Consider the following 26,883-nt stretch of genomic DNA (forward strand, 5'->3'; position numbering starts at 1 on the left):
CGGTCACCGGCGGGAGGAAGGTCTCCCGGGCGGGAGCGCCGTCGGTGACGCGGCCGGCGCGCTCAGCGGCGCCCGGCGGGAGCGCCCCGGGCGCTCCCGCCGGGGGCCGTCAGACGAACGCCCGGCCCAGCAGGTACACCGCCGGGGCCGCCGTGGCCAGGGGCAGCGCCACACCCGCCGTGAAGTGCACGAAGCGCGACGGGTAGTCGTAGCTCGCCGCCCGGTGGCCGATCAGGGCGCACACCGCCGCGCCCGCGCCGAGCAGCGCGCCCGAGGCGCCCAGCCCGGTCGGACCGCCGACCGCCAGCCCCGCGCCCGCCGCCGCGAGCAGGGCGGCCACCACCGACACCGGCGTCGGCAGCGGCAGCGCCCGCGCCACGATCGCCGCGGCCACCGCGACCGCACCGACGGTCACCGCGTCGGCGTCCGCCGCCAGGTGTCCGCCCGCCACGATCGCCAGTGCCGCCGCCGCGACCGTCGCCATCAGGCCGTACATCCGCTCGTCGGGATCCGCGTGCGATCTGAGCTGAAGCACCAGTGACAGCAGCACCCAGACCCCCAGCGTCCCCAGCAGGGCCGCGGGCGAGCGGTCGGACGCCAGCAGCGCCGCGTCCGCGACCAGCGCGCCCAGGAACCCGAGCGCGATGCCCTGCCGCGCCGGCCACATCCCGTTCAACCGGAACCAGCCCGCCGCCGTGACCCCCTGCAGCACCACCAGCGGCACCAGCAGGGCGTACGTGCCCAGGGCCGCGCCGCCGGCGAGCAGCAGCCCCAGGAGTGCGGTGAGCAGCGCCGGCTGCATGCCGGGCTCGATGATCGGCGAACGCCCCTCGGCGCGGGCGCGCTGCGCGTCGGTGACACGCGCGTTCCCGGCCAGCGTGGCCGGCCCGTACGCGGGACCGTCCCCGGCCGGGGACGGTGCGGGGGCGGATGCGGCAGGTGCGGGGGGTGCGGCGGGTCCGGCCGGAGGCATGGGGCCGGCCGGTGCCCCGTGCGCGGTCGCCTCCCCGTACCCCGGGTGACCCGCGTACCGCGCGTCGCCCTGCGGCGGCAGGTACGCCGTCTCCTCCGCGGGCGCGGCTGCCGGTACCGGCGGCTGCACCGACGTCTCCCAGGTCTGCCCCTGCCACTGCTGCGTGTACTGCTGGTCGGCGTACGGATCGTCGTACGCCTGCTGCCCGGGCCACGCCTGCGGCTGATGCTGTTGGTACTGCGGTTGCTGCTGGTACTGCTGATGCTGCGGTTGCTGCTGGTACTGAGACTGCTGCTGGTACTGCTGATGCTGCGGTTGCTGCTGGTACGGGTCGTACCCCTCGTACCCCTCGTACGGCTGGTCGGTCATCGCTCACCCTCCTGCGAACGGCGGGAGCACCTCGACCGTGCCGCCGTCGGCCAGCCGTACCGTCTCATGTGCGCGGGTGCCCACGGGATCACCGTCGACGAGGAACGAGCACCGCAGCAGGACGCGCGTGAGTTCGCCGGGGTGCCGCTCGCGCACCGCGGCGAGCGCCCCGGCGAGCGTGTCCGCCTCGTACGGCTCCTCGGCCGCACCGGCCGCGGCCTTGGCGGCGGCCCAGTACCGCACCGTGACCTTTGCCATCTGCTGGTTCCTCAATCGGTTGACGGTGAACACCGTCAGGCTAGCCCGCCCGGGTGACCACCCAGTCCCCGATCCGGTGCAGCAGCCCCTCCGGGGCCGCGTTCTCCGCGTGGCCCATGCCGGGCTCGACCCAGAGCTCCCCGTGCTCACCCGCGGCCGCCGCCAGCATGCGCGGGTGGTCGAGCGGGAAGTAGCCGTCGCTGTCGCCGTGCACGATCAGCAGCGGCGTCGGCGCGATCCGCGGCACCGCCTCCACCGGGGACAGCGGAACCGGGTCCCACTGCCGGTGGTGGATCCGCGTCCGCAGCCCGTACCGTCCCACCAGCCGTCCGGAGGGCCGTGTCACCAGCCAGTGCAGCCGCCGCATCGGGGCGGTCCCCCGGTAGAACCACCGGGCGGGCGCGCTCACGGACACCACGGCGTCCGCACCCGCGCCCACGCCCTCGTCCGCACCCGCACCCGCACCCATGTCCGCGTCCGCCCCGGCGTCACGGCTGAGCGCCGCGTGCCGCAGCACCACCGAGCCCCCCATCGAGAACCCGACGGTGGCCACGCGCGCGTGCCCCAGTTCCCGCGCCCACGACACCGCCGCCGCCAGGTCCAGCACCTCCCGGTCCCCGACCGTGGACCGCCCGCCCGACGCTCCGTGCCCGCGGAAGGAGAAGGTCACCACGGCCCCGTACCGCGCGAACGCCCGCGCCACCCGCCGCACGTGCGGCCGGTCCGCGTCCCCCGTGAAACCGTGGGCGATCACGAACGCCGGATCGCGGACCGGATCACGGGAAGCCGCCCGGGAACCGTCGCGCGCGGCCTCTCCCGGTTCGTACACGGAATCGATCCGCACGCCGTCCGCCGTCCGCAGAAACGTCCGCAAAGGCGTACCGCCGCGCGTCACGCCGGGCGTCTCGGGATATGGACGAACGGTGGAACGTGCCACATGACCTGCCGGACCGGTGCTCATGTCGGCTATTCTGCTGCGAAGAGGACTCGGGCAGCGAAGCCCCCGGGTCCTTTTGTGCTTTCGGGAGCGTTGTATACGACGCGGGGAACCGCCGGTGTACGGGCCGTCGATCGCACGCAGCAGTGCCGTAAACGTCCTCGCAGGGACCGAGGAGGAACCAGACGTTATGGGCGAGCGAACCGTGCACGAACACAGGACGACCCCGATCCGGGCAGGGGAGGGGGCGCGATGAGTTCACTGCTGCTCCTGACCAACGCCCTCCAGCCGTCGACGGAGGTGCTTCCCGCCCTCGGCCTGCTGCTGCACACCGTGCGCGTGGCCCCCGCGGAGGGCCCGGCCCTCGTCGACACCCCCGGCGCGGACGTCATCCTCGTCGACGGCCGGCGCGACCTCCCCCAGGTCCGCAGCCTGTGCCAGCTGCTGCGCTCCACCGGCCCCGGCTGCCCGCTCGTCCTGGTGGTGACCGAGGGCGGCCTCGCCGCCGTCACCGCGGACTGGGGCATCGACGACGTGCTGCTGGACACCGCGGGACCGGCCGAGGTCGAGGCGCGGCTGCGGCTGGCCATGGGCCGCCAGCAGATCGTCAACGACGACTCCCCGATGGAGATCCGCAACGGCGACCTGTCGGTGGACGAGGCGACCTACAGCGCCAAGCTCAAGGGCCGCGTCCTCGACCTCACCTTCAAGGAGTTCGAGCTGCTGAAGTACCTCGCGCAGCACCCGGGCCGGGTCTTCACCCGCGCCCAGCTGCTGCAGGAGGTCTGGGGCTACGACTACTTCGGCGGCACCCGCACCGTCGACGTCCACGTACGGCGGCTGCGCGCGAAACTCGGCCCCGAGCACGAGTCGCTGATCGGCACCGTCCGGAACGTCGGTTATCGATTCGTTACGCCGGAGAAGGTGGAACGCGCCGCCGAGGAGGCCAAGAGCAGGACCGACCGGCAAAAGGCGTCGGATGCGGACGAGACGGCCGCGCCGGACGGCGCCGGGGTGCGGGCGAAGGCGTGAAGGCGCACGCATGAGCGTTGCGATCGCACGGACGAGCCCTTTCCGTGCCGCACGGGCCCTCCTTCACGCCCTGCCCGGGGCGGGTATATCCGCGTAGACTCCGCGCGTGGCCAAGGTAACCAGGGATGACGTGGCGCGGCTGGCAGGGACGTCCACTGCCGTGGTCAGCTACGTCATCAACAACGGACCCCGGCCGGTCGCCCCGGCCACGCGCGAGCGCGTGCTCGCCGCGATCAAGGAGCTGGGGTACCGGCCCGACCGCGTCGCCCAGGCGATGGCGTCACGGCGCACGGACCTCATAGGCCTGATCATCCCGGACGCCCGCCAGCCCTTCTTCGGGGAGATGGCGCACGCGGTCGAACAGGCCGCCTCCGAGCGCGGAAAGATGGTCCTCGTCGGCAACACCGACTACATCGGCGAGCGCGAGGTCCACTACCTGCGCGCCTTCCTCGGCATGCGCGTCTCGGGGCTGATCCTGGTCAGCCACGCGCTCAACGACCTGGCCGCCGCGGAGATCGAGGCCTGGGACGCCCGGGTGGTCCTGCTGCACGAGCGGCCCGAGGCGATCGACGACGTCGCCGTCGTCACCGACGACCTCGGCGGCGCCCAGCTCGCCGTACGCCACCTGCTGGAGCACGGCAACGAGTACGTCGCCTGCGTCGGCGGCACCGCGGAGACGCCGGCCGTCGGCGACCCGGTCTCCGACCACGTCGAGGGCTGGCGGCGCGCGATGCAGGAGGCCGGCATCCCGACCGAGGGGCGCCTCTTCGAGGCCCCGTACAACCGCTACGACGCCTACCGCGTCGGCCTCGAGATCCTCTCCGGGCCGAACCGCCCGCCCGCGGTCTTCTGCTCCACCGACGACCAGGCGATCGGCCTGCTGCGCGCGGCGCGCGAGCTGCGCATCGACGTGCCCGGCGAGCTCGCGGTCGCCGGGTTCGACGACATCAAGGAGGCGGCGCTCACCGACCCGCCCCTGACCACGGTCGCCTCGGACCGCTCGGCGATGGCCCGCGCGGCGGTGGACCTCGTCCTCGACGACGGCCTGCGGGTGGCCGGCTCGCGCCGCGAACGCCTGAAGGTGTTCCCGTCCCGGCTGGTGGTGCGCCACTCCTGCGGCTGCGGGCAGCCGTAGCGGCGCCGCCCACCGGGGACGGCCCCTCACGGGGGCGGTCCTTTATATCGGGCATACGAGGTTCTGCCGGGCTTTTCAGCGAGCACTCAGAATGCTCTCATCGTCGGGCGCGAGGCTCGGAGCCATGACCGAGAGCCTCCGCCGCAGCGGCGAGTACGAGAGCCCCCACGAGGGCGAGCAGCACCTCTCCTCCCCTGCGCATCCCGAGTGGTCCTCCCCCGCGAACCCCGAGTGGCCGCCCCCGCCGGCGTACGCTCCCGCGCAGCCGGTCATCCCGCAGCCGGCCGCCGCGGAGACGCCCGGTGGCACCGGCACTCCCGCCGGTCCCGCCGCACGGCCCCCGCAGCGGAAGCGCGCCCGCGGCCCGGCCGCCCTGCTCGCCGCCGTGGCGATCGTCGCGGCGGCCGTGGGCGGCGGCACCGCCTACGGCGTGCAGGAGCTGACCGGCAACGACACGGTCGCCTCCTCGAGCACCGGCACCAGCGTGGTGCCGTCGAGCCAGAGGGGCACGGTGTCCGGCGTCGCCGAGGCGGTCAGCCCGAGCATCGTCGAGATCAGCGCCACCTCCGCCTCCGGGTCCTCGACCGGCTCCGGCGTGATCATCACGGAGGACGGCGAGATCGTCACCAACAACCACGTCGTCGCCGGCGCCTCGTCGATCAAGGTGCGGACCAGCGACGGGAAGACGTACACCGCCGACGTCGTCGGCACCGACAGTTCCAAGGACCTCGCCCTGATCAGGCTGGAGGACGCCTCCGGCCTGCGGGCGGCCACCCTCGGCGACTCCGACGGGGTGCAGGTCGGCGACCAGGTGGTGGCGATCGGCTCCCCCGAGGGCCTGACCGGCACCGTGACCAGCGGCATCGTCTCGGCGCTCGACCGCGACGTGACCGTCTCGACGGACGAGAGCCAGGGACAGCAGGGGCAGCAGGGCGGCGGCTGGCCGTTCGAGTACGGCGGCCGGGAGTTCAACGGCGACACGGGCGGCTCCACGACCACCTACAAGGCGATCCAGACCGACGCGTCCCTGAACCCCGGCAACTCCGGGGGCGCGCTGATCGACATGAACGGCGACATCATCGGCATCAACTCCGCGATGTACTCGGCGAGCGGCGCGGACTCCTCCGACGCGGGCAGCGTGGGCCTCGGCTTCGCCATCCCGATCGACACGGTCAAGGCGGACCTGCCGGCGCTGCGGTCCGGCGCGACCGGCTGATCCACGGGCGCCCACGGGCGATCGTCGGGCGGTCGCCGGGCGCTCGTTCCTTTCCGCGCCCCCAGGGAGTCGTGCGAGGCTGAAGACCCGACCCCCGGCCGAGCGCCCCCGCAGACGGAGGAACCCCGAGCCCATGAGCCCCGCAGAAGGCGACCGTGACCCCCAGCACATCCTGATCGTCGACGACGAGCCGGCGGTGCGCGAAGCGCTCCAGCGCAGCCTGGCCTTCGAGGGGTACGGCACCGAGGTCGCCGTGGACGGTGCGGACGCCCTGGAGAAGGCGGCGGCCCACCGGCCCGACCTGGTCGTCCTCGACATCCAGATGCCCCGCATGGACGGTCTCACCGCCGCCCGCCGCATCCGCGCCACCGGCGACACGACCCCCATCCTGATGCTGACGGCGCGGGACACGGTCGGCGACCGGGTGACGGGACTGGACGCCGGGGCGGACGACTACCTGGTGAAGCCGTTCGAGCTGGACGAGCTGTTCGCCCGCATCCGCGCCCTGCTGCGCCGCAGCTCGTACGCGGCGGCCGTGGCCGCCTCCGCCGAGGCGGACGACGTCCTCGCCTTCGGCGACCTGAGCATGAACCTGGCCACGCGGGAGGTCACCCGGGGCGGACGTCCGGTGGAGCTGACCCGCACGGAGTTCACCCTGCTGGAGATGTTCATGGCGCACCCGCGCCAGGTGCTCACGCGGGAGCAGATCCTGAAGGCCGTGTGGGGCTTCGACTTCGAGCCCTCGTCGAACTCCCTGGACGTGTACGTGATGTACCTGCGCCGCAAGACCGAGGCGGGCGGCGAGCCGCGCCTGGTGCACACGGTGCGGGGCGTGGGCTACGTGCTGCGGCAGACCGGCGCGGAGTGAGGGACGCCGCGTGCGGAGGACCGCGTGAGGAAAGCCGAGTGAGGAAAACGGAGTGAGGACACTGGTGCGCCGCTTCCGCGCCCTTCCGATCCGGGCGCGGCTGTCGCTGCTGGTGGCGGCGGCGGTGGCGTTCGCGGTGGCGGCGGTGTCCGTCACCTGCTGGTTCATCGTGCAGGGGAAGCTGTACGAACAGGTCGACAACGACCTGAAGAAGGCGACGGTGCTGCAGGACCGCCAACGGATCGACGAGATCCGCAGCGCCCTCGCCGACTGCACCGACACGCCCAGGGAGGGCGACACCGGCGGCTTCCGGTACACCTACTCCCAGGTGGTCAAGGAGGACGGGACCGTCTGCCTCTTCCCCAGCTCGGTGGGCAGCATCAGGGTCACCGCGTCCGACCGGGCCGTGATCGAGAACGCGCGGAACGGCTCGTCGGGGATCTTCCGCAACGGCACGGACCAGAACGGCGACGAGGTCCGCGTGCTGACCCTGCCCCTGGTCATCAACGATCCCACCACGCTGACCAGCACCAACGCGGCCGTTCTCGTGGCGGTCCCCCTCAAGGGGACCGAGTCGACGCTCAACGACCTCGCCCTCATCCTGCTCCTGGTCTCCGGTGTCGGAGTACTGGGCGCGTCCGCCGCCGGCCTCGCGGTGGCCCGTGCGGGCCTGCGCCCCGTCGACCGGCTCACCGAGGCGGTCGAGCACGTGGCCCGCACGGAGGACCTGGGTGTCCGCATCCCCGTCGAGGACGACGCCGAGGACGAGATCGCCCGGCTCTCCCGCTCCTTCAACTCCATGACCTCCGCCCTCGCCGGCTCCCGCGACCTGCAGCAGCAGCTCATCGCGGACGCCGGCCACGAGCTGCGCACCCCGCTCACCTCCCTGCGCACCAACATCGAACTGCTCACCCGCAGCGAGGAGACCGGCCGGCCGATCCCGGCCGAGGACCGCAAGGCCCTGCTCGCCTCGGTGAAGGCGCAGATGACCGAACTGGCGTCGCTCATCGGCGACCTGCAGGAGCTGTCCCGCCCGGACACGGACCAGCACGCCGGCCGGACGCGGATCGTCGCCTGGCAGGACGTCGTCGAGTCGGCCCTGCGCCGTGCCCGGCTGCGCGGCCCGGAGCTGACCATCACGGCGGACGTGCGGCCCTGGTACGTGCGGGCGGAGCCGAGCGCGCTGGAGCGCGCCGTGGTCAACGTGCTGGACAACGCGGTGAAGTTCAGCCCGGACGGCGGCACGGTCGACGTACGCCTCGCCGACGGCGTCCTCACCGTCCGCGACCACGGCCCCGGCATCCCCGCCGACGAACTCCCCCACGTCTTCGACCGCTTCTGGCGCTCCCCGAGCGCCCGTGCCCTCCCGGGCTCCGGCCTCGGCCTGTCCATCGTGGCCCGCACGGTCCAGCAGGCGGGCGGCGAGGTGACCCTGGTCCCGGCGGAGGGCGGGGGCACGGCGGCCACGATCCGCCTGCCGGGCGCGCCGACGCCACCGCCCGGGGTTCCGTAGCGGGTTCCGCGGCGGGGGCGGCAACCTTTCCGTGCCGGGCGGCGACCGACCGGCGTCCCCTCCCCCGCACGGAACGGATCGCCGCATGAGCGCACACCGCAGCAAGGCCCGGCACCGCAAGGGCAGGAAAGCCCTGGTGGCCGGGGTTCCGCTGGCCCTGACCGCCGCCGGGACACTGGTCTACGGAGCAGATCTCGGCGTCCTCGGTCCCGGTGCCGGGCAGGCGTCCGCCGCGACCGCCGCCCCGGGCTGGGCGACCGCCGTCGCCGACGGCTTCGCCTCCGTGAACGCCCTCGGCCAGAACGGCACGTACGGCGGCCGGGACGGGAAGACCGTCACCGTGCGGACGCAGGCCGAGCTGGAGAGGTACGCGACGGCCGCGGAGCCGTACGTCATCGTCGTGGCCGGGACGATCACGATGAACCCGGTCGGCAAGGAGATCGAGGTCGCCTCCGACAAGACGATCGTCGGCCAGGGCACGTCCGGGCACATCGTCGGCGGCGGCTTCTTCCTCGGCCAGGGCGTGCACAACGTGATCATCCGCAACCTGACGATCCGGGACTCCTACCAGGGCGTCTGGAACGACAAGGACCACGACTTCGACGCGGTCCAGATGGACGGCGCCCACCACGTCTGGATCGACCACAACGACCTGCGGAACATGGCGGACGGACTGATCGACGTCCGCAAGGACAGCACGTACGTGACGGTCTCCTGGAACAGGCTGAGCCAGAACAACAAGACCTTCGGCATCGGCTGGACCGAGAACGTCACGACGGACATCACGATCCACCACAACTGGTTCCGCGAGACCGGGCAGCGCAACCCGTCCACCGACAACGCCGCCCACGCGCACCTCTACAACAACTTCCTCGAGGACGTCGCGAACACGAGCATCAGCTCGTCGTACGGCACCTACTCGCGCGGCGGCACCCGGATGGTCCTGGAGAACAGCTACTTCCAGGGCATGAGGAACCCGGTCATCAAGGACGCGACGGCGACGGTCGTCCAGCGCGGCAACGCCTTCTCGGGCACGTCGGGCCGCAACGAGAGCGGGGGCACGGCCTTCGACCCGAAGGCGTACTACCCCTACACCCTCGACAGCGCGGCGAACATACCGTCCCTGCTGAGGTCGGGCACGGGGCCGCGCACGTCCATCGGCACGACGGCGTCGGCGGCGGAGGCGTCGACGAAGGCCGCGGCGGCCACGACGCTCACCGTCGCCAAGGACGGCACCGGCCAGTACAGGACCGTCCAGGCGGCGGTGAACGCCGTCCCCGCGGACAACGCCTCCCGCGTGGTGATCGCCGTCAAGCCGGGCACGTACCGCGAGACGGTCAGGGTCCCCTCCGACAAGCCGCACGTCACCCTCCAGGGCACCGGCGGCAGCCGCAAGGACACGGTGATCGTCTTCAACAACGCGGCGGGCACCCCGAAGCCGGACGGTTCGGGCACCTACGGCACGTCGGGAAGCGCCACGGTCGCCGTCGAGGCCGACGACTTCCAGGCCCGCAACCTCACCCTCTCCAACGACTTCGACGAGGGCGCCCACCAGTCCCTCTCCGGCCACCAGGCGGTCGCCCTGCGCACGGCGGCCGACAGGGTCTTCCTGGACGGCGTGATCGTCGAGGGTGACCAGGACACCCTCCTCCTCGACACCGCCGCCAAGGACAAGCTGGGCCGGGTCCACGTCACCAACTCCTACGTCGTCGGGAACGTCGACTTCATCTTCGGCCGGGCGACCGCGGTGATCGACCGCTCCGTCATCACCCTGAAGAAGCGCTGGAACGGCACCTCGGGCGGCTACGTCACGGCCCCGAGCACGGCCGCGAACCGCAGGGGCATCCTCATCGCCAACTCCACGGTCAGCGGCGACGTCTCCGACCGCACCTTCCACCTCGGCCGCCCCTGGCACGCCGGCGGCGACGCCTCCCTGGACCCGCAGACCACGGTCCGCAACACCACCCTCAGCGCCGCGATCCGCACCACACCGTGGACCGACATGAGCGGCTTCTCCTGGAAGGACGACCGCTTCGCCGAGTACCGGAACACCGGCCCCGGCGCGGGTGCGGCGAGCGGCGACCGGCCGCACCTGACGGACGCCCAGGCGGCCGGCCAGGAGGTCGCGGACTGGCTCGGCGGCTGGACGCCCACCGCGGGGTGATCTCCCCGCCGACCGCCTTCTCGCGCGCCGCGGTGACGGCGGTGCGGCCGGTCCCGGTGTGACCGGGGACGGCAGGACCAGGTCCCACCGAGGCCGCTCGCCGACGAGCGTCACGCGGCCGGGGGCCGTACGGCCCCCGGCCGCGGAATGGCTCAGGGCCCCGTGACCGTCACGTGCTCGGACCTGTCACCGGGTGGTCGGCGCAGGAGGGGCGGAGCGCCGCGGAAGGCGTCCGAGAGCACGTCAGGTGAGCTTGAAGAAGAGCGTGTCCTGGGTGTACCAGCCGATGTTCTTCGTGGCGTACTCCCACTCCCCGTGCTCGAACTCGAGCTTCTCGATCAGTTCGCGGAGGTCGTACCGGAAATCCGGGTTCACCCGGTCCAGAACGGCGCGGTAGGCATCCGCGGCGGGCTTGGTCCTGGCCAGCGGCAGGTGGCCGATGGCCGGGTAGCCGTCCACCGGGTGCGGGATGAACGGGAACTCGGCGGGCAGTCCTCCGTAGAGGTATCCGTGGGGCAGCAGGCCGGCGGGCACGCCGAGGCGGCGCAGTTCGTCGTCCATCAGCCCGAAGAACGTCGAGGGCTTCGAGTAGGTGCCCAGGTGGGACGGGTCCGACGCGTTGTGGTCGATGATGTGCTGCAGGGCGGAGTGGTAGGCGTTGCCCGCGCACTCGGCTGTCGCATCGACGCGCCCCTCGATGAGGTGGTCGAGGGCGTCGGGGACGGACAGGCCCCAGTCGACGCCCTGGTGATCGAGGTCGTCCTGATGGGCCCGGGCGTCCTTGCGCATTCCGTCGAGGCGGCGTCGCTGATCGGCCGTCAGATCGCCGTCGCTGCCCAGGTAGGCGAGGACGTCGGCCCTGTCCGCGGTGGAGTACGCGATGTTGTGGCTCATGAGCGCCATCGTGCCAAGCGGCACTGGCACCCGGAGCACGGGCCGTTCCCCCGGGCACCGCCACCACGGCTCGGTCGTGCGGGGCACCGGCGGGTGCGGCGGGTACGGGCACCTGGTCGTGAGCGGCCCCCACCGCGGGCAGGTCCGGATGGTCAGCGACGTCGGCGCCGCTCCCTTCGCAGCGGAGTCCGGGTGCACGACCGCCGCCCCGGGCTTCGCCGGCCGGGTCCCGCACCGGGCGGCGGACAAGCCCTGGTACGACGCCGGGTGACCACCCCGCCGCGCGGCCGCCCGGTGCCGCCCGCGCCGCATCGACGCGGCGGCGCCCCACGCGTTCCGCGTACGCGACCGGCGGCACCACCCGGCGGGGCGCGATCTCCCGGGGCTCGTGACACTTCCCTCGCCGAAAGGCGTGAGCACACGGCAGGTGAATGCGACTTACGCACTCACATGAGCGGTGTGCGGACACGGAAGGCCGAGATGCTCACACCTTTCAGAGGGACAGGTGCAGCGCGCTCGCCTCCCGGAGGACGACCCGTGGAGCGGCTGTGCCACGCTGGGGCTCATGACGACACCACCGGACGGACTGCCCGTCTACCGCCTGCTGACCGGACCCGACGACGCCGCGTTCTGCCGCCGGGTGAGCGAGGCCCTGGAGGCGGGGTACCGGCTGCACGAGGGGCCGGCGGTCACGTTCGACGGGGAACGCGTGATCGTCGCCCAGGCGGTCGTGTGGCCCGAGGCGTGAGAACGGGCGTCCGGACATGCGGCGGGGCCGGTACGCGGCACTCCGCCGCGTACCGGCCCCGCCGGGTGTCCGGGATCAGTTCAGGATCGTGATGCGGTCCGCCTTCGGCGGGGCGATCGGGGACGTGGCCGAGGAGTTGGCCGTCAGGTACCGCTCCAGGGCCGCCAGGTCGTCCAGGCCGACCAGGTCGTTGGTGCCCTGGCCCAGCGTCGGGAAGCCGTCGCCGCCGCCCGCGAGGAAGCTGTTCGTCGCGACGCGGTAGGTGGCGGTGGGGTCGATCGCGGCACCGTTCAGCCTGATGGAGTCCGTGACGACCCGGTCGGCGCCGGTCTTCGTCAGGTCCAGGGTGTAGGTCAGGCCCGAGGAGATCTGCAGGATCTTGGGCGCGGCCGTGTTCGCGCCGCTCACCTGCTCCTTGAGGACCTGGATCAGCTGGGCGCCCGTGAAGTCCTGGAGGTTGACCGTGTTGGCGAAGGGCTGGACCGTGAAGCCCTCGGCGAAGGTCACCACGCCGTCGCCCTCGGCGCCGCCGGCCGCGTAGGTGAGGGACGCGCGGATGCCGCCGGGGTTCATCAGCGCCAGGTCGGTCTCCGGGTCCAGCGTCCTGCCGTACGCCAGCTGCGCGTCGGCGATCAGGTCGCCGAGCGGGGACTCGGTGCCGTCACGCGCGATGTCGCCGGAGATGTAGCCGATCGGGCGGTTGCCGATGGGGGCGGCGAGGGTGTTCCACTTGCCGATCAGCGCGGTCATGTCGGGCGCCTTGGGGACGTCCCGGGTCACCACGTGGTTCGCGGACTTCACGGCCGTGCGGGCGATGTCGCCGGTCGCGCGGTCGTAGGTCAGCGTGGTGTCCGTGTAAAGGCGGCCGAAGGACGCGGCCGAGGTGACCGTGCGGGGCTTGCCCGCCGGGTCGGGGATCGTGCACACGTACGCGTTGTGGGTGTGGCCGGTGACCAGCGCGTCCACCTGCGGCGTGATGTTCTTCGCGATGTCCGCGATCGGACCGGAGACGCCGTCGCCGGCGCCCGGGGAGTCGCAGTCGTAGTTGTAGGCGGAGGACGCCGGGAAGCCGCCCTCGTGGATGAGCGCGACGATGGACTTCACGCCCTGGCGCTGGAGCACCTTGGCGTACTTGTCGATCGTCTCGACCTCGTCCTTGAAGGCCAGGCCCTTCACGCCCTCGGCGGAGACGATGTCCGGGGTGCCCTCGAGCGTCACGCCGATGAAGCCGACCTTGACGCCGTTCTTCTTCCACACCCAGTACGGCTTGAGGATCGGCTTGCCGGTCTTCTCGTCCAGGACGTTCGCCGCCAGGTACGGGAAGTCGGCGCCCTCGAACTCCTCGTCGGTGTAGCAGCCCTCGGTGGGGTGGCAGCCGCCGTTCTGCAGGCGGCCGAGCTCCTCGGCGCCCTCGTCGAACTCGTGGTTGCCGACCGAGGTGACGTCCAGGTCGAGCTTGTTCAGCGCCTCGATGGTGGGCTCGTCGTGGAAGAGGCCGGAGACGAGGGGGGACGCGCCGACCATGTCGCCGCCGGCGGCGGTGATGGAGTAGCGGTTGCCCTCGCGGGCCTCGCGCAGGTGGGTGGCGAGGTACTCCACGCCGCCCGCGTCGACGGTCTTCGTCGTGCCGTCGGGCTGGAGTTCGGTGACCCGGCCGGAGGAGCCCGTCGGCGGTTCGAGGTTGCCGTGCAGGTCGTTGAAGGACAGCAGCTGCACGTCCTGGTAGCGGCCCGGGTGGTGGCCGTGCGGATTGTCCTTGCCGACGTTCTCGCCCGCGCTCGCCGCGCCGGGCAGGGCCGCGGCGGCCAGCGCACCGGCGGTCAGGACACCGGCGGCGGTCGCGAGGAGACGGTTCGTACGGCGTCTGCGGCGCTGCTGCTGGTGCGCCGGGGATATGGCTGGCATACGCCCCCCTGTGGGTCTGAGTGGGTACCGGCGCAGCCTAGAGTCAACGCGCGTAGCGCGACAGGGTGTTCCTGGTTACATCCTGGTTTATCTTTCGTCGCGGCCGTTGCCGTCCGTTCTGCGGCGCCTTTCCGCCCCCTCCGCTTACCCTCGTACGCATGACCAGCGACGACATCGCACGGCCCGGACGCCCCCGTTCGCTCCAGACCCTTGCCGCGCTCTCCCCGGAACAGACCGAGGAGGTCCTCGCCCTGCTCGCCGAGGCCGCCCGGACCGACGGGCAGCAGGCGGTGTCCGAGCAGGGGCGGCTGCAGTTGCGCGGCGGGGAGCGGGAAGGGGTCTCGCACCTGCTGCTCTGCGTCGGCGGCGAGGACGGCGAACTCGTCGGGTACGCGCAACTGGAGGACACCGACCCGGTGGAGCCGCCGGCCGCCGAACTGGTCGTGCACCCCGCGCACCGGGGCCGGGGGCACGGGCGGGCGCTCGGCGCCGCGCTGCTCGCCGCCTCCGGGAAGCGGCTGCGGGTGTGGGCGCACGGCGGGCACTCCGCCGCCCGGCACCTCGCCCAGGTGCTCGGGCTCACGCTGTTCCGGGAACTGCGGCAGATGCGGCGGCCGTTGACCGGGTTCGAACTGCCCGACCCGGTGCTGCCGGAGGGCGTGACCGTGCGGACGTTCGTCCCGGGCCGGGACGACGCGGCCTGGCTCGCGGTGAACGCCGCCGCCTTCGCCCACCATCCCGAGCAGGGCTCCCTCACCCAGCGCGACCTCGACGACCGCAAGGCCGAACCGTGGTTCGACCCCGAGGGCTTCTTCCTCGCCGAGCGGGAGGGCCGGATCGTCGGCTTCCACTGGACCAAGGTGCACGCGGCGGAGGGCCTCGGCGAGGTGTACGTCCTCGGGGTGAGCCCCGACGCCCAGGGCGGCGGCCTGGGCAGGTCCCTCACGACGATCGGGCTGCGGCACCTGGCGGGGAAGGGGCTGCCGACGGCGATGCTCTACGTCGACGCCGACAACAAGGCGGCGGTGTCCGTCTACGAGCGGCTGGGGTTCGTCACGCACGAGACGGACCTGATGTACCGCACGGAGACCTGACCCGCCCGGGCCGCCCCCTGGGCGGGGTCCCCCGGGCGGATCGCCCCCGGCGGGGCCGCCCTTCGCCCTGAGCCGCCCTGCGGCCCGGGCGGCCCCCGGTAAGAGGGACCCCCGGCAAGAAGGGCCCAGCAGGAGCGGCCCCAGCAGGAGCGGCCCCAGCAGGAAGGCCCCGGCAGGAGCGGCTCCTCAGCGGAGGCGGCCCCGCCGCAGCGGTTCCGCCGCGCACACCGCCGCCACCACCAGCGCCGCGCACAGCAGGACCGTCCACCGGTCGTGGGCCGCCGCCCACCGCTCGTCGTCCGGCGTCACGAACAGGGCCCAGCGCCCGGGCCACAGCAGCGGTGCCAGGACCGCCGAGGCCAGCAGCCCGCCGGCGACGGCCCGGCCCGGCCCGGTGCCCCCGCCGACGCGGACCGCGAGGGCCGCCCCGGCCAGGGCGAGGGCGAGGACCGCCGCCGCCTCGACGGTGACGCCGGCCTCCGGAGGGCGTACGGCCCGCGGGACGAGGTGCAGCGCGGCGGTCCACCACAGGGCGGCGACCGGGGCGACGAGGGCCAGCCGCAGCGCGTGCCGGACGGGGCGCCGGGTGGGGACGGCGGCCGTGGTGTGCCGGGCCGGGTCGTCCAGCAGGAACGCCAGGCCCAGCGCGAAGGCCAGCGCGGACGACCGCAGCGCGTTCAGCGCCAGCCAGCCGGTCGCCTGATCGCCCGTCAGCCGGGGAACCGCGGCGAGCAGCAGTCCCAGGGCCCCGGCCGTCCCGACCGCCCGCCACGGCACGGCCCGCGCGACCGGCCGGACCAGCGCGAGCCCCACCGGCCTGCCGGACACCTCCGCGGAACTCCCGGTCACAGGCACTCGTCCGCCTCCTCGGGCGCGTCCAGGCCCAGCAGGTCCGCGACGCGGCCCGCCGTCACCTTCGGGGCCGTCAGCTCGTCCCAGTGCGCCCTCACCTTCGCGGCGACCTGGTCCCGGGGCCGCTCCAGCAGCTCGCGCACGAGTTCCGTGTGGGCGGCCGTCATGTTCAGCGGCTCCGTCTGCGAGATGACGACGGCCGAGCCGGAGACGCTGTCGTCCAGGCGCACCCGGCGCAGGTCGGACATCGGGTCGGGCCGGCCGGCGAGGGCCAGCCACATGACGGTGACCATCCGGCCGTCGCACATCAGGCCCACCTCCTGCTCCTCGCCCGTGACCAGCACCCCGGCCACGGCGACGGAGAACTCCGGGACCCGGTTGCCGCCCCAGGCCGTGCCGACGGTCACCTCGCCCGGACGGGTGAGCGCGGGGAGCGCGGCGTCGCCGGACAGTCCGTACCGCGCCTCGATCCGCTGCCGCACGACCAGCGGCCGGTCCTGCGCCGTGCCGCCCGCGAGGGCGCGCACCGACTCCACGGCCTCCGCCCAGTCACCGGTGCGCGGCGTCCACTCCGGGAAGGCGCAGTACGTCGCGCCGGCCCGCTCGGCGCACCGCTGCTCCTTCTCCGGGGCGACCGAGATCCGCGTCCGCGCCTCGGCCGTCTCCGGCGGGACCCCCCGGCTCTGCGCCACCGCGCCCACCAGGGTCAGCGCCACCGCGCCGGCCGCGCCCGCCCGCACGGCCCACAGCCGGGCGCCCCCGGAGACCAGCACCGCCACCAGCGCCGCGGTCAGCGCGAGCCCCGCGAGGTACAGGGCGTGCCAGGCGGCGGGGCGGCCCAGCAGGCCGGAGGGGAGGGTGAGGCCGCTGTGCTCGCCGACCGCCGGCGCCAGCCACCGCGTCCAGCCGTCGTCGGTGGGGACGGCGACGAACAGGAAGGAGAACAACAGGAGCACGATCAGCAGCGGGGCCGCCAGCGACGAGGCGACCAGCCGGGCGAGGAGCACCCCGAACGCCCCGGACAGCAGCACCGACAGCGGCCCCACGAGCAGTTCGCCCGGCGAACCGTGCCCGACCGCACCCGGCTTGAGCGCCTCCCAGGCGAACTGGCCGCCCACGCACGCCGCGACGAGCAGCGCCGCCGGCACCACGGACAGCAGGTGCGCGACCGTGCGGCGCCACGGCGGGACCACCAGGACGGCGAAGTGCTGCTCGGTGCCGTACCGCCGCGAGCGCAGCACCGCGTGGTTGGCGCACAGCAGGACGGCGAGGCCGACCAGCAGGGGGCCGTTCTGGGTGGCGCGGTCGGCGTCCTGCAGCGCGGGGAAGCCGTCCCAGGAGGTGCGGGTCCGCCACACGGTCCAGCCGGCGTACACGGCGAAGGCGATCAGGACCGGTGCGCGCAGCAGGAGCAGGCGCGCCTCCGAACGGGCCAGGGCGAACACGGCCGCCCAGGACGCGCGCGGCGCGGCCGTCGCGGCCGCCGGGGCCGGGGTCACGGTGGTCACCGTGGTCATGCCGCCACCTCCGTGTCCGTGCCCGTGCCCGCGCCGTCGAGGGTGAGCAGGTAGCCGTCCTCCAGGGTGGGTTCGAGGAGGTCGGCGCCGGCGGGCGGGTCGCCCACGTTCCGGAAGGACCCCGTCCCCGTACGCCATCCGGCCCTCGCGCCCGGGTCCCGCTCCGTGCTGCTCCACACCCGCCCGGCGGCCCGTGCGGTCAGCTCGGCGGGGGTGCCGTCGAAGCGGACGGTGCCGCCGGCCAGGACCACGACCCGGTGGCAGAGCATCGCCACGTCCTCCGTCTGGTGCGTGGACAGCAGCACCGTGCGGCCCTCGCCGGCCCGCGCGATCGACTCCCGGAAGCGCATGCGCTGTTCGGGGTCCAGTCCGACGGTGGGTTCGTCGAGGACGAGGAAACCGGGGTCGCCGACGAGCGCGGCGGCCAGGGCGACCCGCTGCCGCATGCCGCCGGACAGCCTGCGGATCCGCCGGCCGCGCACGTCGCCGAGGCCCACCTCGTCCAGCACGCGCCGCACCTCGCGGTGGCGGGCGGCGCGGTCGGTGAGCTCCTTGAGGATCGCCACGTAGTCGACGAACTCGAAGGCGGTGAAGTCGGGGTGGAAGCCGGGCGTCTGCGGCAGGTAGCCGAGCCGGCGCCGGACCTCCTGCCGGCCGCGCGAGGTGCCCGGGTCGTGGCCGAGCACGGTGAAGGACCCGCGGTCGGCCGACACGGCGGTGGCGAGCACCCGCAGCAGGGTGGTCTTGCCCGCGCCGTTGGGCCCCAGCAGGCCGGTGACGCCGGCGGACAGCCGCAGCGACACGTCGTCGAGTGCGCGGGTGCCGCCGTAGCGGAGGCTGAGCCCGGAGGCGGAGACGGTGGGGGTCATACGGCACTCCCGTGGAGGTCGTCGCGGATGAGGTGGGGGCCGGGGGCGGTCACGCCGCGTTCGCCCGGCCGGCGTCGAAGCGGTCGCGCAGCAGGACGAGCAGCCCGGCGGCGAGGGCGGCGACCAGCGCCGACACGCCCTGCCCGGCCGCGGTGAACGGGGCGAGCGGGTCACCGGCGTTCACCCGGGCCGCCTCCGCCGTCACCAGCAGCGCGATCCAGCCGCCGCCGACGAGGGACGGCGCGAGCACCGGGCCCAGCCGGGCCGTCAGCGCGAGCCCGGTCGTGGTGAGCGCGAGGGCGGGCAGCAGCCAGCCCAGGGCCCGCAGTCCGTACCCGGGCAGGGCGAGGGTCGCCAGCCCGTTGAGCCCGAGGCCGACGGCGAGCACCGCCACCGTGCGGATCATCAGCAGCCGGAAGCCGTGTGTCGGGGCGACGACCGCCATCTCGTGCGTCGGGTCCAGCGCGGGCCCGTACGACAGCGCGACCCCGGCCAGCGGCAGCAGCGGCGCGAGGGCGAGGAACAGGGTGGGCGAGCCGCCGGCCGTGTGCCCCGCGGTCACGGCCACGGTCAGCAGCAGGACGGCGGCGACCGCGCCCAGCCAGGAGCGGCGCAGCGCCGGCGTGGCCGCGAGCAGCCGTGCGGTGTGGTCGGCGACGCCGAGCCGCAGCAGCAGCGACTCCAGCGGCCCCGGCCGGGGCGCGTCCAGTTCGGCGTCGAGCCGGTCCCAGCCGGCGTCGAGGGCGACCGGGTCGACGGCGCCGGCCAGGACGCCCCGGCAGTGCGCGCAGGCGGCGAGGTGGGTGTCGGCGGACCACAGCAGGGGGGCCGCCAGGTCACCGCGCGCGTAGGCCCGCAGGTCCTCCTCGGGCACGTGCCAGCCGGTGCCGCCCCCGGCCGCGCCGCCCGTCTTCGCGTACGTCATGCCAGCGCCTCCCGCAGTTGCTTGCGGGCCCGCATCGCCCGCGTCTTGACCGTGCCCGGCGGGATGCCGAGCAGGACGGCGGCCTCACGGGTGGTCAGCCCGTCGACGACGGTGGCCTGGAGCACCGCCCGCAGTTCGGGCGACAGCCGGACCAGCGCGCCGGCCAGGTCCCCGTGCTCCACCCCCGCGAGCACGCGTTCCTCCGCCGACACCTCGTCCCGGTGCCGCAGCCGTGCCAGGGCCTGCCGCAGCCGGCCGCGCGCACCGGCACCGCGCAGGGCGTCGACCAGCCGCCGTGAGGCGATGCGCCACAGCCATCCGGCGGCGTCCGCGCCGACCGTGTCCTCGCGGTAGCGGGCCGTGCCGCGCCACACCGCGAGGAACGTCTCCTGGACGACGTCGTCGACGATCCCCGCGTCGGCGCACCGGCCGCGCATCCGGGCGGTCAGCCACGGCGCGTACCGCCGGTACAGCTCCTCGAAGGCGCGCCGGTCCCCGTCCACCGCGACGGCGCGCAGCAGTTCCCCGTCGCTTCTCGTTTCGCTCACGTCCCCTCATCGCGCGGGCCCGGCCGATCGGTTCACGGGATCGCGGTTGACTTTTCCGGGATCCTTCCACCACCCTTTCACTACTCAATTAGTGAAAGGGTGGTTGTCGAGTGGTCGACTACCGCATCGACCGGCACAGCGGCGTGGCCACCTACGTCCAGATCGTGCAGCAGACCAAACAGGCCCTGCGCCTGGGCGTGCTGGTGCCCGGCGACAGGCTGCCCACGGCCCGCGAGGTCGTCGAGGCCACCGCCGTCAACCCCAACACCGTGCTGAAGGCCTACCGCGAGCTGGAACGCGAGGGCCTGGTGGAGGCCCGGCGCGGCCTCGGCACCTTCGTCCGGCGTTCGCTGGGCGCGGCCCCCGCCGACTCCCCGCTGCGCGCGGAGCTGGAGGACTGGGCGGCCCGGGCCCGGGAGTCCGGGCTGGAGCGGGAGGACGTGGCGGCGCTCTTCACCGCCGTGCTCGAGACGCACTTCCGGGCGCATCAGCCACCGCAGGCACACCCGTCACCTCAGGCACACCAGGCACCTTCCCAGGGAGACCCGTCATGACCGACCCGGCCATCGAGGCGACCGCGCTCGGCAAGCGCTTCGGCCGACGCGGGGCGTGGGCGCTGCGCGACTGTTCCTTCCGGCTGTCCGCCGGCCGCGTCTGCGCCGTCGTCGGCCCCAACGGCGCGGGCAAGTCCACCCTGCTCGCCCTCGCCGCCGGCCTGCTGACCCCCACGGAGGGCACGGTCGCCGTCCTCGGCACCGACCCGGCGTCGGCCCGCCCCCGCGTCGGCTTCGTCGACCAGGACAAGCCGCTCTACCCGCAGCTCACCGTCGCCGAGACGCTGCGCATGGGCGCCGACCTCAACCCCGGCCGCTGGGACGCGGACGCCGCCGGGCGCGTCGTGGCCGGCGGTGACCTGGACCCGGGCAAGCGGATCCGTTCGCTCTCCGGCGGCCAGCGCACCCGGGTGGCACTCGCCCTCGCCCTGGGCAAGCGCCCGGAACTGCTGCTGCTGGACGAGCCGATGGCCGACCTCGACCCGCTGGCCCGGCACGAACTGATGGGCGTGCTGATGGGGCAGGCCGCCGGGCGCGGCACGACGATCGTGATGTCCTCGCACGTCGTCGCCGAGCTGGAGGACTCCTGCGACCACCTGCTGCTGATCGGCGGCGGCCGGGTCCGCCTCGCGGGCGAGATCGACGACCTGCTGGCCGCCCACACCCGCGTCCGCGCCCCGGCGGGGACGGACCTGGCCCCGCACGAGGTCGTCGAGTCCCGCACCACCGGCCGCCAGCTCAGCGCGCTGGTCCGCCCGGCCGGCCCGCTGCCCGGCGACTGGCGCACCGGCGCGCCCTCCCTGGAGGAACTCGTCCTGTCCCACCTGCGCAACCCCGAGGCCCCCGCCCTCGCTCCGGTCCCGGCGCACGACACCACGGAGGCCGCCGCGTGACCGCCGCCCCGACCGTCCCGGCCGCCCCGGCCACCACCGCCGGCCGCCCCCGCCGGCCGCCCCGCCAGCTGCGCTGGCTGCTGCGGCTGCACCGCCCGGCCGTGCTCGGCTGGACGGCGCTCGTCCTGGCGGCGGGCGCGGCGCTGCTGTGGCTCGGCGGGCCGCTGACCGACGCCTCGGCGGCGGCCTGGAAGGAGTACAACGCCTGTGCCTTCTCCGAGCGCTGCTCCTACGATCAGGACGCGATCGTCCGCTACAAGGACGTCCACACCTGCACGACGGCCGCCGTGCTGATCGCGCCGTTCCTGGTCGCCGCGTGGGCGGGCGGCTCACTGACCGGCCGCGAGCTGGAGTCCGGCACCGCCCGGCTGGCCTGGACCCAGGGCGTCTCCCCGGCCCGCTGGCTGGCCTCCCGGCTCGCCCTCCCGGCGGTGCTGGTCGCCGCCTCGACCGGTCTGCTGGCCGGGCTGCACCGTCTGGCCTGGACCGCGGGCGAGGGCCGGATCGACACCGCCAAGCCGTGGCACGACCCCGCCACCTTCTACGCCAACGGAACCGTCCCCGTGGCCCTCGCCCTGGCCGGCCTGGGCATCGGCGCCCTCGCGGGCCTGCTGCTGCGCCGCTCCCTGGCCGCACTCGCCACCGCCGTGGTGGCCCTCGGGGGACTGTGGGCGGCCGTCCACACGGCCCTCCCCCGTCTGTGGCCCCCGGTCACCGAGGTCAGCAGCCTGCGCGACGGCCCCTCGGGCGCGGGCATCGCCGTCGGCGAGGGCGTGCTCACCGCCGACGGCGACCGCCTGCCCGCCCCCTGCGGCACCGAGATGCTCCCGGGCTGCCGCACGGAGCTGGCCGACCTGGGCGCCGTCGGCTTCTACCGCGACGTCCACCCGGCCGCGCACCACTGGCCGCTGCACCTGACGGCCTCCGGCGTGCTGCTCGTCGTCGCCGCGCTGCTGGCCCTGGCGGCGTTCCGCGTGCTGCGCCTGCGCACCGCCGGACCGGCCCGCAAGGGCGGCCCGGCATGAGCGCCCCCGCGACCGCGCGGCCGCACCGCACGGTGCTGCGGCTGCACCGCACGGCGCTGATCGTCTGGGGCGCGTTCGTCGCGGGCCTGATCGCCTGGCTGGTGTGGCTGAGCGAGATCACCGTGGACGCGGTGCGCGCGGCGGAGGCCGCGTGCTCACGCGGCCCGTGGGGCTGCGTCGACGTCATCGAGGCCCTCGACTTCAGCCAGCCGCTCGATCACGTCGCCCTCCTCCTCCACCACAGCTTCCTCGCCGTGGCCGCCTTCGCCGGCGGCGCGCTGATCGGCCGCGAACTGGAGTCCGGCACCGCGCGACTGGCCTGGACCCAGGGCGTCACCCCGGCCCGCTGGCTGGCGGCCGGGCTGGCCGTGCCCGCGCTGGCCCTCACCGCCGGCGGCACCGTCCTGGTCCTGGCGTTCCGCCGGGTCTGGGAGGCCGACCGCGACCTCATCCCCATGGCCGACGCCTGGGCCTTTGCGGACGTCTTCGTGGCCCGCGGCCCGGCGACGGTGGCGTACGCGCTGTGCGCCCTCGCGGTCGGCACGCTCACCGCGCTCCTCCTGCGCCGCGCGCTGCCCGCCCTCGTCGTCTCCGTCGCCGCGATGTGGCTGCTCGGCGTCGTCCTGGAGCGCTGCCGTCCGCACCTGTGGCCGGCCGAGCGCCTGCTCCTGCGCAGGGAGTCCGATCCGCCGCACAGCGCCTGGCTGCTGGAGTGGAGCCGCACCGGCACCGGCCGCTACGCGACGTACCACCCCGCCTCCCACTTCTGGCCCCTGCACCTCGTCGAGACCGGCGTCGTCCTCGCCGTCGCCGTCCTCGCCACGGCCTCGGCCTTCGCGGTGCTGCGCCGCCGCACGGCCTGACCGGCGCGTCCGTGTGTCCCCCTCCGCGGGAGGGGGACACACGGACGCGATCCCCGCGCGCCGTCCCCCGCGGGCCGCCCCCCGCTATCCGGGACGTCATGTCTCCGTAACCGCCGATTCAGACGGGCTTGCGACGCTCGGCCAATGCATCCCGCCGTGCCAGAGTCTTCGTCACCCCGACGGGGGAACGGGGGGAACGGGGAAGCCTCAGGGCCACCACCGCTCCCACCCGCTTTTTCCGACGCGCCCGCGGTGCCGCAGGCGCGGAACAATGGGGCCATGAGCCAGCCGAACGCCCAGGCACAGCAGGTACAGCACGCGCAGCCCTCCGTGGGCTCCATAGCCGCCCACCGGCCGCACACCGTGGCGGGAGTGGTCTCCGATCTGGACCCCGACCTCGACGCGGACCTCGACGGTTACGAGGAGTCGCCGGCCGACGGCGTCCAGCTGCCGCAGGGCCGCTTCCTCGACCGGGAGCGCAGCTGGCTCGCGTTCAACGAACGCGTCCTGGAGCTCGCCGAGGACCCCGACACCCCGCTGCTGGAGCGGGCGAACTTCCTCGCGATCTTCGCCAGCAACCTGGACGAGTTCTTCATGGTCCGGGTGGCCGGCCTGAAGCGCCGCATCGCCACCGGCGTCGCCACCCGCTCCGCCTCCGGCCTCCAGCCGCGCGAGGTGCTGGAGATGATCTGGGCCCGCTCCCGCGAGCTGATGGCCCGGCACGCCGCCTGCTACCACGAGGACGTCGCCCCCGCACTCGCGGAGGAGGGCATCCACCTGGTCCGCTGGAACGAGCTGACGGAGAAGGAGCAGGCCCGCCTGTTCACCCTCTTCCGGCACCAGATCTTCCCGGTCCTGACCCCCCTCGCGGTCGACCCGGCGCACCCCTTCCCGTACATATCGGGCCTGTCGCTGAACCTGGCCGTCGTCGTCCGCAACCCGGTCACCGGCCACAAGCACTTCGCGCGGGTCAAGGTGCCGCCGCTGCTGTCGCGCTTCCTGGAGAGCTCCCCGGGCCGCTACGTCCCCATCGAGGACGTCATCGCCGCCCACCTGGAGGAGCTGTTCCCGGGCATGGAGGTGCTGGAGCACCACGCCTTCCGGCTCACCCGCAACGAGGACCTCGAGGTCGAGGAGGACGACGCCGAGAACCTGCTCCAGGCCCTGGAGAAGGAGCTCATGCGGCGCCGCTTCGGGCCGCCGGTGCGCCTGGAGGTGGAGGAGTCCATCGACCGCGAGGTGCTGGACCTCCTGGTGCGCGAGCTGAAGGTCAGCGAGGCCGAGGTGTACCCGCTGCCGGGCCCGCTCGACCTCACCGGCCTGTTCCGCATCCACAGCCTGGACCGGCCCGAGCTGAAGTACCCGAAGTTCATCGCCGGCACCCACCGCGACCTGGCGGAGGTGGAGTCCGCCTCCGCCCCCGACATCTTCGCCGCGCTGCGCAGCCGCGACGTGCTGCTGCACCACCCCTACGACTCGTTCTCCACGTCCGTGCAGGCGTTCCTGGAGCAGGCCGCCGCCGACCCGGACGTCCTGGCCATCAAGCAGACGCTGTACCGGACCTCGGGCGACTCCCCGATCGTGGACGCGCTCATCGACGCCGCCGAGTCCGGCAAGCAGGTCCTCGTCCTGGTCGAGATCAAGGCCCGCTTCGACGAGCACGCCAACATCAAGTGGGCGCGCAAGCTGGAGGAGGCCGGCTGCCACGTCGTCTACGGCCTGGTCGGCCTGAAGACCCACTGCAAGCTGTCCCTGGTGGTCCGTCAGGAGGGCGAGACGCTGCGGCGCTACAGCCACGTCGGCACCGGCAACTACCACCCGAAGACGGCCCGCCTCTACGAGGACCTGGGCCTGCTCACCGCCGACCCGCAGGTCGGCGCGGACCTCTCCGACCTGTTCAACCGCCTCTCCGGCTACTCCCGCCGCGAGACCTACCGCCGGCTCCTGGTCGCCCCCAAGTCCCTGCGGGACGGCCTGGTCTCACGGATCGACAAGGAGGCCCAGCACCACCGCGCCGGGCGTCCCGCCCACGTCCGCATCAAGGTCAACTCGATGGTCGACGAGGCCGTCATCGACGCCTGCTACCGCGCGTCGCAGGCGGGCGTGCCGGTCGACATCTGGGTGCGCGGCATCTGCGCGATCCGGCCGGGCGTGGCGGGCCTGTCGGAGAACGTCCGGGTCCGGTCCGTCCTCGGCCGCTTCCTCGAGCACTCGCGCGTCTTCGCCTTCGGCAACGGCGGCGAGCCCGAGGTGTGGATCGGCAGCGCGGACATGATGCACCGCAACCTCGACCGCCGCATAGAGGCGCTGGTCCGGGTCACCGACCCGGCCCACCGGGCGGCTCTGAACCGGCTGCTGGAGACCGGTATGTCCGACACCACCGCGTCCTGGCACCTCGGCCCGGACGGCGAGTGGACCCGGCACGCGAAGGACGCGGACGGCCAGCCCCTGCGCAACGTCCAGGAGATGCTCATAGACGCCCGGAGGCGCCGGCGTGGCACAGCAACACCTTGACCCGACCGACCCGACGGCCGGTCCGGTACCGGCGGACGCCCTGACCGGCTACCTGCGGGCCCAGGCGACCGAGTTCCTCCGCGCGCTGCGCCTCCACCGGGAGACCGGTGCGGGCGCGGCCGGGTCGGAGGGCTCCGTCGAAGCGGCCCGGGCGCTGCGCCGTGCGGCCCGCCGCATCAGCGCCAGCCTCCACACCTTCCAGCCGGTCCTGGACCCCGAGTGGTCGGAGGCGATGCGCCCCGAACTGGCCTGGGTCTCCGGCACGCTGGCCCTGGAGCACGCGTGCGCGGCCCGCCTGGAGCGGCTGCTGCTGGCCCTGCACCGGCTGTCGGGGGCCGCCACGGCCTTCCCGGACCAGGGGATGACCGGCGGCGGCGCGGCCACGACGGGCCGGACGGCCGGCGGGGCCAACGGTGCCGCGGCCACCGTGCCGGCGACGGTCGCCGACGGCGCACCGGGCACGGCCGCGACGGCGACGGAGGCGGTGCGCGCGACGGCGGGCCGGGGCGGTGGCACGGCGGGCGCGGCCCGTGCGGCCCGCACGTCCGCGGGAGCCGCCACCGTGGCCTCGGCCGTCGACCGCGGCAACCTCACCGTGGGTGCCGCCAAGGCCGGTGCCCTGCTCGACCGGCAGCTGACGCTCGCCCGTACCCGGGCGCACTCCACCGCCCTCCAGGCCCTCGGGTCCTCCCGGTTCCACGCGGTCGCCGACAAGGTCGCCGTACTCGCCAGCGAGGTCCCGCTGGCGCCGGCCGCGTCCGCCGCGGACCTCGCCCCCCTGGCGGCGGCCGCGCGCGAGCGCCTCGCCGACGCCGTCGCCGCGCTGCCCCTGCTCACCGCGGGCAGCCCGTACAACGCGGAGGCGCTGATCCACGGGCTGTCCCCGGACCCCTCCCCGCACCCGCAGGACGCCCCCTGGCACCAGGTCCGCCTGCTGCTGCGCCTGCACCGCTACGCCCGCGAGGTGCTGCAGGCCGGAGCCGGCGGGGAACCGCCCGCCGACGTGCGCCTGCTCGCCGCCGGCGAGGCGCTCGACCGGCACCGCGACGCCTCCGAGGCGGCGGCGGCAGCGGCCCAGGCGGCGCGCACCCCGCGGATCGCCCCGGCCACGGCGTACGCGCTGGGCGTGCTCCACGCCGACCAGCGGCATGAGGTGGAGGCGGCGCGGTACGCGTTCCAGCGCTCCTGGCAGAAGGACGTCGTCGGCACGTTATAGG

At 74.3% G+C, this 26,883-nt stretch carries 25 protein-coding genes; 15 read left to right on the top strand and 10 right to left on the bottom strand.

What is annotated here, in order from left to right; genetic code table 11:
- Nucleotides 1-109: 109 nt before the first annotated feature.
- The 3 genes from GL259_RS18650 to GL259_RS18660 are packed head-to-tail and all read right to left on the bottom strand — an operon-like array spanning nucleotide 110 to nucleotide 2,561.
- Nucleotides 110-1,342, bottom strand: coding sequence for a hypothetical protein (locus GL259_RS18650; protein WP_159534264.1), 1,233 nt, complete (start codon nucleotides 1,340-1,342; stop codon nucleotides 110-112).
- 3 nt (nucleotides 1,343-1,345) lie between these two features.
- Nucleotides 1,346-1,600, bottom strand: coding sequence for a MoaD/ThiS family protein (locus GL259_RS18655; RefSeq protein ID WP_159534266.1), 255 nt, complete (start codon nucleotides 1,598-1,600; stop codon nucleotides 1,346-1,348).
- Nucleotides 1,601-1,640: 40 nt separating this feature from the next.
- Nucleotides 1,641-2,561 carry an alpha/beta fold hydrolase gene (locus GL259_RS18660; protein WP_208026491.1) on the bottom strand — a complete coding sequence of 307 codons (921 nt, stop codon included), beginning with the start codon at nucleotides 2,559-2,561 and terminating at the stop codon, nucleotides 1,641-1,643.
- A 228-nt stretch (nucleotides 2,562-2,789) separates the two neighbouring features.
- On the opposite strand from GL259_RS18660, the gene GL259_RS18665 reads away from it, so the two are divergent.
- The 6 genes from GL259_RS18665 (at nucleotide 2,790) to GL259_RS18690 (ending at nucleotide 10,465) form a co-directional block, all read left to right on the top strand.
- A complete protein-coding gene (locus GL259_RS18665) occupies nucleotides 2,790-3,569 on the top strand; it encodes a response regulator transcription factor (protein ID WP_159534268.1) in 780 nt (259 codons plus the stop codon).
- A gap of 106 nt (nucleotides 3,570-3,675) precedes the next feature.
- The gene (locus GL259_RS18670; RefSeq protein ID WP_159534270.1) at nucleotides 3,676-4,704 is read left to right on the top strand and encodes a LacI family DNA-binding transcriptional regulator; all 1,029 of its coding nucleotides are present in this window, start codon (nucleotides 3,676-3,678) and stop codon (nucleotides 4,702-4,704) included.
- Between the two features lie 124 nt (nucleotides 4,705-4,828).
- Nucleotides 4,829-5,920 carry a trypsin-like peptidase domain-containing protein gene (locus tag GL259_RS18675; protein ID WP_159534272.1) on the top strand — a complete coding sequence of 364 codons (1,092 nt, stop codon included), beginning with the start codon at nucleotides 4,829-4,831 and terminating at the stop codon, nucleotides 5,918-5,920.
- 133 nt (nucleotides 5,921-6,053) lie between these two features.
- Nucleotides 6,054-6,788, top strand: a complete 735-nt coding sequence (locus GL259_RS18680; RefSeq protein WP_159534274.1) for a response regulator transcription factor — start codon at nucleotides 6,054-6,056, stop codon at nucleotides 6,786-6,788.
- Between the two features lie 52 nt (nucleotides 6,789-6,840).
- The gene (locus tag GL259_RS18685) at nucleotides 6,841-8,301 is read left to right on the top strand and encodes a HAMP domain-containing sensor histidine kinase (protein ID WP_159534276.1); all 1,461 of its coding nucleotides are present in this window, start codon (nucleotides 6,841-6,843) and stop codon (nucleotides 8,299-8,301) included.
- A gap of 85 nt (nucleotides 8,302-8,386) precedes the next feature.
- Complete coding sequence (locus GL259_RS18690) at nucleotides 8,387-10,465, top strand: pectinesterase family protein (protein WP_159534278.1); 2,079 nt, start codon at nucleotides 8,387-8,389, stop codon at nucleotides 10,463-10,465.
- A gap of 243 nt (nucleotides 10,466-10,708) precedes the next feature.
- Here GL259_RS18690 and GL259_RS18695 read toward each other — a convergent pair whose 3' ends face one another.
- The gene (locus GL259_RS18695) at nucleotides 10,709-11,359 is read right to left on the bottom strand and encodes a hypothetical protein (RefSeq protein WP_159534280.1); all 651 of its coding nucleotides are present in this window, start codon (nucleotides 11,357-11,359) and stop codon (nucleotides 10,709-10,711) included.
- 10 nt (nucleotides 11,360-11,369) lie between these two features.
- On the opposite strand from GL259_RS18695, the gene GL259_RS18700 reads away from it, so the two are divergent.
- Together GL259_RS18700 and GL259_RS18705 are read left to right on the top strand one after the other, a co-directional pair.
- Nucleotides 11,370-11,630, top strand: a complete 261-nt coding sequence (locus GL259_RS18700) for a hypothetical protein (protein ID WP_159534282.1) — start codon at nucleotides 11,370-11,372, stop codon at nucleotides 11,628-11,630.
- A 294-nt stretch (nucleotides 11,631-11,924) separates the two neighbouring features.
- Nucleotides 11,925-12,107: a DUF1737 domain-containing protein gene (locus GL259_RS18705; RefSeq protein ID WP_159534284.1), complete on the top strand. Its 183-nt coding sequence runs from the start codon at nucleotides 11,925-11,927 to the stop codon at nucleotides 12,105-12,107.
- Nucleotides 12,108-12,182: 75 nt separating this feature from the next.
- On the opposite strand, the gene GL259_RS18710 is transcribed toward GL259_RS18705, so the two are convergent.
- Entirely contained in the window at nucleotides 12,183-14,012 is a 1,830-nt protein-coding gene (locus tag GL259_RS18710) for a bifunctional metallophosphatase/5'-nucleotidase (protein ID WP_159534286.1), read from the bottom strand.
- Nucleotides 14,013-14,170: 158 nt separating this feature from the next.
- Here GL259_RS18710 and mshD point away from each other — a divergent pair, with 158 nt between their 5' ends.
- Complete coding sequence (gene mshD / locus GL259_RS18715; RefSeq protein WP_159534288.1) at nucleotides 14,171-15,106, top strand: mycothiol synthase; 936 nt, start codon at nucleotides 14,171-14,173, stop codon at nucleotides 15,104-15,106.
- Between the two features lie 186 nt (nucleotides 15,107-15,292).
- Here mshD and GL259_RS18720 read toward each other — a convergent pair whose 3' ends face one another.
- From GL259_RS18720 to GL259_RS18740, 5 genes are read right to left on the bottom strand one after another with little or no spacing between them, the layout of a single operon-like run.
- Nucleotides 15,293-15,955: an ABC transporter gene (locus GL259_RS18720; RefSeq protein WP_243762332.1), complete on the bottom strand. Its 663-nt coding sequence runs from the start codon at nucleotides 15,953-15,955 to the stop codon at nucleotides 15,293-15,295.
- Nucleotides 15,952-17,475, bottom strand: coding sequence for an ABC transporter permease (locus tag GL259_RS18725; RefSeq protein WP_159534290.1), 1,524 nt, complete (start codon nucleotides 17,473-17,475; stop codon nucleotides 15,952-15,954). The genes GL259_RS18720 and GL259_RS18725 overlap by 4 nt, the downstream gene beginning before the upstream one ends.
- A complete protein-coding gene (locus GL259_RS18730; RefSeq protein ID WP_159534292.1) occupies nucleotides 17,472-18,344 on the bottom strand; it encodes an ABC transporter ATP-binding protein in 873 nt (290 codons plus the stop codon). Before GL259_RS18730 ends, GL259_RS18725 begins: the two co-directional genes overlap by 4 nt.
- Before the next feature lie 49 nt (nucleotides 18,345-18,393).
- Nucleotides 18,394-19,269, bottom strand: a complete 876-nt coding sequence (locus tag GL259_RS18735) for a zf-HC2 domain-containing protein (protein WP_159534294.1) — start codon at nucleotides 19,267-19,269, stop codon at nucleotides 18,394-18,396.
- On the bottom strand, nucleotides 19,266-19,817 hold the full coding sequence (locus GL259_RS18740; protein WP_159534296.1) for an RNA polymerase sigma factor: 552 nt from the start codon (nucleotides 19,815-19,817) through the stop codon (nucleotides 19,266-19,268). The genes GL259_RS18735 and GL259_RS18740 overlap by 4 nt, the downstream gene beginning before the upstream one ends.
- A 110-nt stretch (nucleotides 19,818-19,927) precedes the next feature.
- On the opposite strand from GL259_RS18740, the gene GL259_RS18745 reads away from it, so the two are divergent.
- The 6 genes from GL259_RS18745 (at nucleotide 19,928) to GL259_RS18770 (ending at nucleotide 26,882) form a co-directional block, all read left to right on the top strand.
- The gene (locus tag GL259_RS18745; RefSeq protein WP_159534298.1) at nucleotides 19,928-20,371 is read left to right on the top strand and encodes a GntR family transcriptional regulator; all 444 of its coding nucleotides are present in this window, start codon (nucleotides 19,928-19,930) and stop codon (nucleotides 20,369-20,371) included.
- A complete protein-coding gene (locus GL259_RS18750) occupies nucleotides 20,368-21,264 on the top strand; it encodes an ABC transporter ATP-binding protein (protein ID WP_159534300.1) in 897 nt (298 codons plus the stop codon). Before GL259_RS18745 ends, GL259_RS18750 begins: the two co-directional genes overlap by 4 nt.
- Nucleotides 21,261-22,289 carry an ABC transporter permease gene (locus GL259_RS18755; RefSeq protein ID WP_159534302.1) on the top strand — a complete coding sequence of 343 codons (1,029 nt, stop codon included), beginning with the start codon at nucleotides 21,261-21,263 and terminating at the stop codon, nucleotides 22,287-22,289. Before GL259_RS18750 ends, GL259_RS18755 begins: the two co-directional genes overlap by 4 nt.
- Nucleotides 22,286-23,152, top strand: a complete 867-nt coding sequence (locus GL259_RS18760; protein WP_159534304.1) for a hypothetical protein — start codon at nucleotides 22,286-22,288, stop codon at nucleotides 23,150-23,152. The genes GL259_RS18755 and GL259_RS18760 overlap by 4 nt, the downstream gene beginning before the upstream one ends.
- A gap of 279 nt (nucleotides 23,153-23,431) precedes the next feature.
- Nucleotides 23,432-25,666: an RNA degradosome polyphosphate kinase gene (locus GL259_RS18765; protein ID WP_166461524.1), complete on the top strand. Its 2,235-nt coding sequence runs from the start codon at nucleotides 23,432-23,434 to the stop codon at nucleotides 25,664-25,666.
- A complete protein-coding gene (locus GL259_RS18770) occupies nucleotides 25,647-26,882 on the top strand; it encodes a CHAD domain-containing protein (protein WP_159534308.1) in 1,236 nt (411 codons plus the stop codon). The genes GL259_RS18765 and GL259_RS18770 overlap by 20 nt, the downstream gene beginning before the upstream one ends.
- Nucleotide 26,883: the final 1 nt, after the last annotated feature.

This window comes from Streptomyces sp. Tu 3180, from assembly GCF_009852415.1.
GTDB lineage: Bacteria > Actinomycetota > Actinomycetes > Streptomycetales > Streptomycetaceae > Streptomyces.